At 68.8% G+C, this 9,571-nt stretch carries 8 protein-coding genes; 3 read left to right on the top strand and 5 right to left on the bottom strand.

Annotated features, from left to right (window positions below; translation table 11 throughout):
* Window positions 1–15: 15 nt before the first annotated feature.
* From ETD86_RS49675 to ETD86_RS49695, 5 genes are all read right to left on the bottom strand, one after another.
* Window positions 16–1,560 carry a sugar ABC transporter ATP-binding protein gene (locus ETD86_RS49675; protein ID WP_138673597.1) on the bottom strand — a complete coding sequence of 515 codons (1,545 nt, stop codon included), beginning with the start codon at window positions 1,558–1,560 and terminating at the stop codon, window positions 16–18.
* A 50-nt stretch (window positions 1,561–1,610) separates the two neighbouring features.
* Window positions 1,611–2,675 carry an ABC transporter substrate-binding protein gene (locus tag ETD86_RS49680; RefSeq protein WP_138673598.1) on the bottom strand — a complete coding sequence of 355 codons (1,065 nt, stop codon included), beginning with the start codon at window positions 2,673–2,675 and terminating at the stop codon, window positions 1,611–1,613.
* 238 nt (window positions 2,676–2,913) lie between these two features.
* Window positions 2,914–3,699: a DeoR/GlpR family DNA-binding transcription regulator gene (locus ETD86_RS49685; RefSeq protein ID WP_138673599.1), complete on the bottom strand. Its 786-nt coding sequence runs from the start codon at window positions 3,697–3,699 to the stop codon at window positions 2,914–2,916.
* Window positions 3,692–5,197 carry a rhamnulokinase gene (locus ETD86_RS49690; protein WP_138673600.1) on the bottom strand — a complete coding sequence of 502 codons (1,506 nt, stop codon included), beginning with the start codon at window positions 5,195–5,197 and terminating at the stop codon, window positions 3,692–3,694. The genes ETD86_RS49685 and ETD86_RS49690 overlap by 8 nt, the downstream gene beginning before the upstream one ends.
* Window positions 5,198–5,461: 264 nt before the next feature.
* Window positions 5,462–5,920, bottom strand: coding sequence for a MarR family winged helix-turn-helix transcriptional regulator (locus ETD86_RS49695; protein ID WP_246149447.1), 459 nt, complete (start codon window positions 5,918–5,920; stop codon window positions 5,462–5,464).
* A gap of 1,122 nt (window positions 5,921–7,042) precedes the next feature.
* On the opposite strand from ETD86_RS49695, the gene ETD86_RS49700 reads away from it, so the two are divergent.
* From ETD86_RS49700 to ETD86_RS49710, 3 genes are all read left to right on the top strand, one after another.
* Window positions 7,043–7,270, top strand: coding sequence for a hypothetical protein (locus ETD86_RS49700; RefSeq protein WP_138673601.1), 228 nt, complete (start codon window positions 7,043–7,045; stop codon window positions 7,268–7,270).
* A complete protein-coding gene (locus tag ETD86_RS49705; RefSeq protein ID WP_211370821.1) occupies window positions 7,267–9,288 on the top strand; it encodes a family 43 glycosylhydrolase in 2,022 nt (673 codons plus the stop codon). Before ETD86_RS49700 ends, ETD86_RS49705 begins: the two co-directional genes overlap by 4 nt.
* A 33-nt stretch (window positions 9,289–9,321) precedes the next feature.
* The coding region (locus tag ETD86_RS49710; RefSeq protein WP_211370822.1) for an RICIN domain-containing protein at window positions 9,322–9,571 on the top strand (250 nt) is incomplete at its 3' end.

Here is a 9,571-nt window from a genome sequence, read left to right on the forward strand (position 1 = left end):
GTCCCGCTGGGCGGCTCAGTCATCGAACCGCCCGCCGGAAGATCCATCCGAGTCGGCCGCGGCGATCAGCTCCATGATCCGCCGCTCGCCGATCTCCGCGCCGCGCAGGATGCCGGCCGCCGTCCCGTCCCGCAGGACCACGACGGTGTCGGCACCCTCCACGATCTCCTCCAACTCCGCCACCAGTAGCACGCCGAGGCCCTCATGAGCGAGCTCGTCGATGAGCGCCTGAATCTCCGCCTTGGCGCCGATGTCGATGCCCCGCGTCGGCTCGTCGAGGATCAGCACCGCGGGATGGAGACAAAGCATGCGGGCGAGCAGCACCTTCTGCTGATTGCCTCCGGACAGCTCGCCCACCTTCTGGTCGGGCGACGACGCCTTGATCCCGAGGCGGCGGACGAATGCGTCGACGACGCGGTCCCGCGCCCGGCGGGACACCAGCCCGCCCCGGGTGAGGCGGGGCAGTGCCGCGAGCGTGATGTTGTCACGGACCGACAGCCCCGGCACGACTCCCTCGGCCTTGCGGTCCTCCGGCACCATGCAGACACCCGAGCGGATGGCGATGGCGGGGTTCCAGCGTCGGCGGACACGCCCCGCCACCTCCACCGACCCGGCGTCGAGGGGGTCGGCGCCGAACACCGCCCTCACCGTTTCCGACCGGCCGGAGCCGAGCAGGCCCGCGAGTCCTACCACCTCGCCCGGACGTACCTCGACGGAGACGCCGTGCAGAGCGTGCGCGCGCACGAGGGCCTCGGCCCGCAGAACCGGTGCGGCGCGGCCTACCTCGTGGGCCTCGCCGAAGCTCGTCACGCCGTGGCGGCGCACCTCGGCCACCGGCCGGCCGAGCATCGCGGCGACCAGGCCGATGCGGGAGGTCTCCCGGACGCGACCGGTGTGGACCAGCCGGCCGTCACGCAGGACGCTCACCCGCTGGCAGACGCGGAAGACCTCATCCAGCTTGTGAGTGACGTAGAGGATTGCGATGCCCTGCTCGCGCAGCACCTCGATGACATCCGCGAGCCGGTCCACCTCGCGCGGGGCCAGTGAGGAGGTCGGCTCGTCCATGATCACCAATCGGGCGCGGGCACTGACCGCACGGGCGATCGCCACCATCTGCCTGATGCCGAGACCGAGCTCGCCGAGCGGACGGCGGACGTCTACGGCCACGCCGTACCGGGCGAGGACCTCGGTGGCCTCGCGCCGCAGTCGCGACCGGTCGAGCAGCCTCAACCGGGTGATCGGCTCCCTGCCGAGGAAGAGGTTGTCGGCCACGCTCAGCAGCGGGGCGAGCTCGACCTCCTGGTAGATGGTGCTGATCCCGGCCTCCTGGGCGTCGGCGGGCCCGGAGAAGGACACTGGCCGGCCGAGGTGGCGGATCGTGCCGCCGTCCGGTCTGTGCACCCCGGTGAGCACCTTGATCAGCGTGGACTTCCCCGCCCCGTTCTCCCCCACCAGCGCGTGGACCTCGCCGGCGTCGAGCCGCAACGAGACGCGGTCGAGGGCGAGGGTCCCGCTGAACCGCTTGGAGATGGCATGCGCCTCACACACCGGTTCATTCATGTGCCCGCTCCCGGACGTCGTGAGGGCGGCGGCCCGGGCCGCCCCCGGGCTTAGTAGGCGTTCGGCAGCTCGGCCTGGGCGTTCTCAGGGGTGTACTCCTTGTCGGAGATGATCGTCTTCGCCGGTACGCCCTTGCCGGCGTAGAAGTCCTCGAGCGCTTGGAAAGCCAGTGGCCCGAATCGTGGGTTCGACTCGATGACTGCGGCGATCCAGCCGTCGACGATGCCCTGGACCGCGCCACGAGTGCCGTCGATCGTGACGATCTTCACGTCGCCCGGCTTCTTGCCCGCCGCCTTGAGCGCGGCGACGGCGCCGAGGGCCATCTCGTCGTTCTCCGCGTAGATGGCGCTGATGCCGGGGTTGGCGGAGATGAGCTGCTCGGTGACCGCGCGGCCCTTCTCCCGGGTGAAGTCGCCGGTCTGCTCGGCCACGACCTTCAGCGACGAGCCCTTCGCGGCGAGCTGATCCTTGAAACCCTTGGTCCGGTCGACGGTGACGTTCACCCCCGAGGCTCCGAGCAGGATCGCGACCTCTCCCTTGTCTCCCGTCGCGGTGATCATCGCATCGGCGGCTCGGGCACCCTGCTTGACGAAGTCGGAGCCGATCCAGCCGACGTAGTCGACGCAGGCCTTTTTGGTGGTGAGCAGCCGGTCGATCGTCATGATCGGGACTTTCGCATCCTGGGCCGCCTTGAGCGCGGGGTCGAGCCCTTCCGAGTTGAGCGGGGAGATGATCAGGACCTTGGCGCCTTGGGCGATCATGCCCTGGATGTCGGCGATCTCCTTGTTGAGGTCCGACTGCGCGTTCGTCGTGATCAGCTTGATGCCTCGCCGCGTGGCCTCATCCTTGATCGACTGCGTCTCGGTGATCCGGAACGGGTTCGCCTCCTTCTCTGACTGCGCGAACCCCACGGTGACGTTCTTCAGATCGAGCTGGGGCACACCGCCGTTGTATCGCTCCGGAGTGCACAGCGACGCGTCTCCAGTGGTCGCCTCCACCTGCTGCTGGGCGGACGCGCCGGCGTCCCCGGGGCCGTCGCCGACGGACTTGGCGCACGCGCTCAGCGTGAGCGCCAGCAGGCCGGCAGCGGCCGCAGCCGTTGTTCTGCGGGGCATCAAGTGACCCCTCCTTCCGAGGGAACGGGCACCACCTGCCACGATTTGCATTGTTTTGACAGGAAGCTGAGGGGATGATAGCCACGGCGGTCATCGATGTGTCAATATGCGTCGCCGGGACAACCCCGGGTGGCAGACCGCCCCGGATGCGTACTAGCTGGTCATACGCGACAACAGCGGAGGAGGGGTGTTGCCGACTCGTTATACGCCCGAGGAAGATGTCAATTCGTGCCAGAACTCATCGGTTCATGTCAGCCAAGTGGACGTCGACCTGCGCGCCGACAAGCCGGTCCACCATGACGGAATCCGCCTTCGGGTCTGTGACCAGGACGCTCATGCGCTCGGTGGCCACGGTCTGGCACATCGTGTCATGACCGATCTTCGAGTGGTCGGCCAGGACGACGACGTCGCGGCCGGCCGCGGCGAGGGCCTGGTCGGTGGCGGCGGCGAAGACGTTGGGCGTGGTCAGTCCCCTCTCGGGGGTGACGCCGTCGCCCGACAGGAAGGTCTGCGCGCCACGCAGACCCGCCAGGTGCTGCTCGGTGATCGGCCCCACGAAGGCGTGGATGGACCGCCGCAACGTGCCGCCCACCGCGACGACTTCGACGTGGGGCGCGTCCATGAGCGCCTCGACCACCATGGTGGAGTTGGTGACGACGGTGAGGGCCGGCAGCTCGGCGAGCCGACGGGCCAGCGCCGCGGTGGTGCGCCCGGGACCGAGCAGGACGGCGGTGCCGGGCTCCACGAGCGTCGCGGCGTGGGCGGCGATGGCCTCGCGCTCGGCCGCCACCGCGTCCGCGGAGACCGGACGCGGTGACATGGGGAGGACGGGCCGAGTCACGCCACCCCGAGTGGCGTCCAGCAGGCCCTCGCCGACCAGTGACCGCAGGTCCCGCCGGACAGTGGATTCCGAGGTGCCGAGCGCGCCGGCCAGCTCCCGGAACGAGGCATACCCGTGCTCGTGCACGTGCTCCAGGATGCGGCGTCGCCGCTCTGCGATCAGCATGGGACCGGGCTCACTCATCTATGGTCGGGCACCTCTGCGAGGCTACTTTACTCCAGAAGTTGTCAATAGCGGTCAGCTGGCGGAACCGGACATACGTCGCATCGTACGGCTCGCGCTCAGTGTCCGGCAGGTATGTCCGGGGCGGGTACGACCGGCGGACCACCTCCCGCAGCTCTCCAAGGGAACCGATGCCCCCGTGGGCCATGACCTGGACGAGGAGGTTGCCGATACCGGTCGCCTCGACCGGCCCCGCGAGCACGGGGCGCCCGCCGATGTCCGCGGTGAGCCGGCAGAGCGTGTCGCTGGCGGCGCCGCCGCCGACGAGGTGCACGGCCTCCACCGGGCGGCCGGTCAGCTCCTCGGCCTGCTCCAGGACCATGCGGTAGGAGCACGCCAGGCTCTCCAGGATGCAACGCACCATCGCGGCCCGGCCCTCGGGCACCGGCTGGCCTGTCGCGCGGCAGAACGCCGCGACTCGGGCCGGCATGTCCTCCGGCTTCAGGAAGCCCAGGTGGGTGGGATCGATCAGCGGGCCGAAAGCGGGTGCGGCCTCGGCCTCGGCGACCAGGTCGGCATACGAAGCGGCGGTCCCCCAAGCCCGGCGGCACTCCTGGAGCAACCAAAGACCGTTGAGATTGCGCAGGAACCGCACGGTGCCGAGCACGCCACCCTCGTTGGTGAACCCGGCGAGCCGGGACTCCGGGGTGGTGATGGGCCCGGCCGTCTCCACACCGACGAGCGACCACGTGCCGCAGGAGACGTACCCGACTGCGCCGGAGGAGCCGCTCAGACCGGGGACGACGGGGAGCGCCGCAACCGCCGACGCGGTGTCATGACCGGCCACGGCGACCACGACGGCCTCGCCTGGCCTGCCGGATTCGTCCCGCAGCGGCCCCGCGACCGTGCCGGGCTCGACGATGTCCGCACCGAACAGACGCGACGGCAGCCCGAGCCGGGCGATGAGGTCGCCGGCCCAGCGGCCGGTCCGGGCGTCCAGGAGCTGGCTGGTGCTCGCGATCGTCCGCTCGGTGAGCGTCTCGCCGCTCAGCCAGAGGGTGAACAGGTCGGGTAACATCACCAGCCGATCAGCGGCGTCCAGCAGCGGCGACCCGGCGTGCGCGAGCAGCTGGCACGAGGTGTTGATGGGCAGCGGCTGCACGCCCGTCACCTCGTAGTGCTCTTGAGAGGAGACCAGGGCGGTCAGGCCGGCGGTGTACGGGTCGCGATGGTGCCGGGGGTTGGCTAGGAGCCGCTGGTCGCGGTCGAGCAGTCCGAAGTCGTTGCCCCATGCGTCCACGCCCACGCTGACGACCCGACGCTCGCCGACGACGCGCCCGATCCCGGCACGCGCCTCCGCCAGCAGGCGCAAGACGTCCCAGTGGAGCCCGCCGAGAATGCGGACCGGCACATTGGGAAAGCGGTGGACCTCGCTCACCACGAGACGCTCGCCGTCGAACTCCCCCGCGAGCACCCGGCCGCTCTCGGCCCCGAGGTCCACGGCGACGTAGGTGGGCACAGGCTGAGCCTATCCCGCTCACGCCGCCCGGAAGGTGCCGCAAGGTCACGGTTCTAAGGCGCGCTGCGACCACGGTTCCCGGCGGCCAACGTGCCCATGCCGACGAGAGGCTGCCGGAGGATCGTGAGCCGAGGCCAGGGTCGACAAGATGGGTCTCGCGAGTGGATCTTAGGCAACGTCGCCTGCGTGAGCGCGGTCGGCTTCGGCGGCCCGCCGTCCGCGCAAGCCACTCACCATCGTTCCTCAGCGAATCAGGGGCGCAGGTCAGGGGTGCAGGGCGCGGGCGCACGCCGAAAGGCTCTCCGCCAGCGTCTTGCGCTCGCTGTCGTCGGCCTCGGCGAACATGAGCGCCTCGATCTCGTCGACGGAACGGTCGCAGCGCCGCAAGGCGGACCGGCCCTCGCGGGTAAGGCGGGCACGCAGCACGCGGCCCCCGCCGGGCTCCGGGTCTCGACGGATCAGACCGCGTCGCTCGAGGTCGCGGATGACGAGGCTCATCGCCTGCGGCGTGACGAAAGCGATGCGTGCCAGATCCGCCGAGGACGGTCCGTCGCGCAGTCGCAGTTCGCTCAGCGCCATGTACTCGGTGGTCGTGACGCCGTGCCGGGCGAGGGCCTCGTCCAGGCGGCCTCGGATATAGCGCTCCAGCCGGAACACCAGATAGCTCACCCGCGGCGTCGGGGAGTCGGGCGGGGCGGCCGGGGAGATCTCGCGGTCGGTCACGGGGAGACGATATCGCTCGCCCGCTGCGATGAATGTTCCCCGCGGCGTGCATCACGCTACTTCACAACAAGTTGCTTGATGGGCGATCGGCTTGCCGGGGCCGTCAACGCGCGTCCTCCTCTGAGGGCTGCCGAACGTCGCGGAAAACGAGCTCGATCCGGGCCGACCCACCCGGCTCTCGTAGGTCTCCGACTACCGGTGCACGACCTCGGGTTGCCTGTTGAGAGGCTCCTGCCAGGACCAGCGCGTACTGAAGATCATCCACTCAGGACATGGCAGCCGGAAACTATCGGGCGCCGGTTGTTCGCATTAACATCTCCTGCAGGAACGCAAAAGGCCTTGCTGCGACTTGTCAACCGTTCACGGAAAGAAACTTAATCAAGATCAGACCAATCCTGGCCTGCTCAGCATGGTTCGGCGTGGCACCCGCCTCGCGCAGGGGCGCGGCTGAGTCCGCAACCTTGGGACCATCGCGGTCGATACTCCTGCCGATTCGGCCAACCGGGTCAAGGGTCGGCGCCCCTTGGGACCCCACCACACCGGCATGACCACGACACAGAGGCAGCAAGTTAACTCCTAACGCGCCTCAAATTACCCTGTTGCATCCTGGTAGCTTCTGTGAAACTTTCACATCCACGGACGATGCGACGGGATCTCCTCCCGGACGAAACTCCAGGCTGGGGAGCGTTCCGACAGCGACGCCTGGGCCGGCAACGGTCGCCCCTCGTTGACGCCAGGCCGGACCGTCGGATGTACTCCGCGACAACGTACACACCGAATTGGCAATGCAGCTGTGCAAGATCGAATGTTAGCGCTAACAACGGCCGGCCGCCATCTTCGATCTAGGCAAGGAGCCCTGGATGTCCCCCCTCGTCCCCGGCAACCGCGCACCACAGACCGCTCGCCCGCTCGCCGGCAAGCCGAGGCGGCAGCGGTTCCATCCCGGTCGGTGGCTCGGTGGACACCGGCCTCCGGGCCGGCCGTCCAAGATCAGGAGCGGTCAGGCGGTCGCCCCTCGGCGTAAGGTCCGCAGGGCCCCGCTGATTCGGCATGCCACCTTCCTGCCGCACCCGCCGGCGGCCGGCCTCTCGCACGAATCCCCAGGCCACGGGGTGTGACCACGTGCGGGAATCAAGCCTGTGCAGAGACTTGTGCGCCGCCGCCATCGCCTCGGTGACCTCGCCCGAGGTGATCCCACCGGCGCATACGGCGGCGGCCGTGAGGAGCGTCAACGGGTTACAGACCGGCCCCGGCGGTCGGGCACTCGGCCTCGGCGGCACGTCCCAGGGCGCGCAGATCGTGCTCACCGACGACAACGGCTCGAACAACAACCTCTGGAGGTTCCTGTGAGGCGCCTGCTCGCGGTTCTCTCGTCACTTCTTCTCGTGGGCGTGTTCCTCACGCCCCAGGTATCGGCCGCGACGGTCGACACCAACGCGTGGTACGTGCTGGTCAACCGCAACAGCGGCAAGGCCCTGGACGTCTACAACCTGTCCACCGCCGACGGCGGCCGCATCACCCAATGGACCCGCAACAACGGCAACCAGCAACAATGGCAGTTCGTCGACTCCGGCGGCGGCTACTACCGCATCAAGTCCCGCCACTCCGGCAAGGTCCTGGACGTCTCCAACTTCTCCACCGCCAACGGCGGCGCGATCGTGCAATGGGCGGACCACAACGGCACCAACCAGCAGTGGCGGCTGGCCGACAGCTCGGACGGCCATGTGAGGTTCATCTCGCGCCACAGCAACAAGGCCCTGGAGGTCCAGGGCGCCTCCACCGCCGACGGCGCCAACATCGTCCAGTACGACGACTGGGGCGGCGCCAACCAGCAATGGCAACTCGTCCCGATCGGCAGCGACCCGAACCCGGGCGGCACCTACACCAACCCGGTCGTCTGGCAGGACTTCGCCGACGGCGACATCATCCGGGTCGGTGACGCCTACTACTACTCGGCCTCGACGATGCACTACTCGCCTGGCGCGCCGATCCTGCGCTCCTACAACCTGGTCGACTGGGAGTATGCCGGCCATTCGGTCCCGAGGCTCGACTTCAACTCGGCCGCCTACGACCTCAACGGCGGCCGGGCATACGTGAAGGGCATCTGGGCCTCGACCCTGAACTACCGGCCCAGCAACAGCACCTACTACTGGATCGGCTGCGTCGAGTTCAACCGGACCTACGTCTACACCGCCTCCGCCGTGGACGGCACCTGGACCAAACGCTCGCAGATCAACAACTGCTACTACGACGCCGGCCTGCTGATCGACACCGACGACACCATGTACGTCGCCTACGGCAACGGCACCATCAGCGTCGCCCAGCTCTCGGCCGACGGGCTCAGCCAGGTACGCGCCCAGCAGGTGTTCCAGACCCCGAGCAGCGTCGGCACCCTGGAGGGCGCCCGCTTCTACAAGCGGAACGGCTACTACTACATCTGGCTGACCCGCCCCGCCAACGGCCAGTACGTGCTGCGCTCCACCTCCCCCTGGGGCCCGTACGAGATGCGCCAGGTCCTGCTCGACATGCCCGGCCCCATCACCGGCGGCGGCGTCCCCCACCAGGGCGGCCTCGTCCAGACCCAGAACGGCGCCTGGTACTACATGTCGTTCGTCGACGCCTACCCCGGCGGCCGCGTCCCCGCACTCGCACCGATCACCTGGACCGGCGACTGGCCGACCGTGCAGACCGTGAACGGCGCCTGGGGCGTCACCTACCCCAAGCCGAACATCCAGACCAGCCGAACCGTGGCATCCATGATCGGCCCCGACACCTTCACCTCGGCCAGCCTCGGCCACCGCTGGGAGTGGAACCACAACCCCGACACCACCCGCTACTCCACCGGCAACGGCCTGCGCCTGCAGACCGCGACCGTCACCGGCGACCTCTACAACGCCCGGAACACGCTGACCCACCGCATCCAGGGCCCCTCCTCGACGGCCACGATCGAACTCGACTACGCGCAGATGGCCAACGGCGACCGCGCCGGGCTGGCCATGCTGCGCGACCAGTCGGCCTGGATCGGCGTCAAACGCGACAACGGCGTCAACCGGGTCGTGATGACCAACGGCCTGACCATGAACAGCTCCTGGCAGACCACTGGCACCGGCACCGAGGCGGCCAGCGCGAACATCTCCGGCGGCCGGATCTGGCTGCGGGTCAACGCCGATATCCGGCCCGGCTCAGGACGCCAGGCCCGCTTCTCCTACAGCACCGACGGCAGCACCTTCACGAGCCTCGGCCCGGCCTTCACCTTGAACAACGCCTGGCAGTTCTTCATGGGCTACCGCTTCGGGATCTTCAACTACGCCACCCAGTCCCTCGGCGGCGCGGTCACCGTACACCGCTTCGATCTCACCACCCCCTGACCCGACACATCGACAGAGGAATCGGAGAACCTCATGAAATCCAGATCCCTGGCCGTCCTCGCGACGGTGGCCACCTTACTGGCGAGCCTGTTCGTCGCCCTTCAGACGCAGACCGCCAACGCGGCCACCGTCGACACCAACGCCTGGTACATCCTCCTCAACCGCAACAGCGGCAAGGCCCTGGACGTCTACAACCTCGCCACCAACGACGGCGCCCGCATCACCCAATGGACCCGCAACAACGGCAACCAGCAACAATGGCAGTTCGTCGACTCCGGCGGCG

The organism is Nonomuraea turkmeniaca, assembly GCF_005889735.1.
GTDB classification, from domain to species: domain Bacteria; phylum Actinomycetota; class Actinomycetes; order Streptosporangiales; family Streptosporangiaceae; genus Nonomuraea; species Nonomuraea turkmeniaca.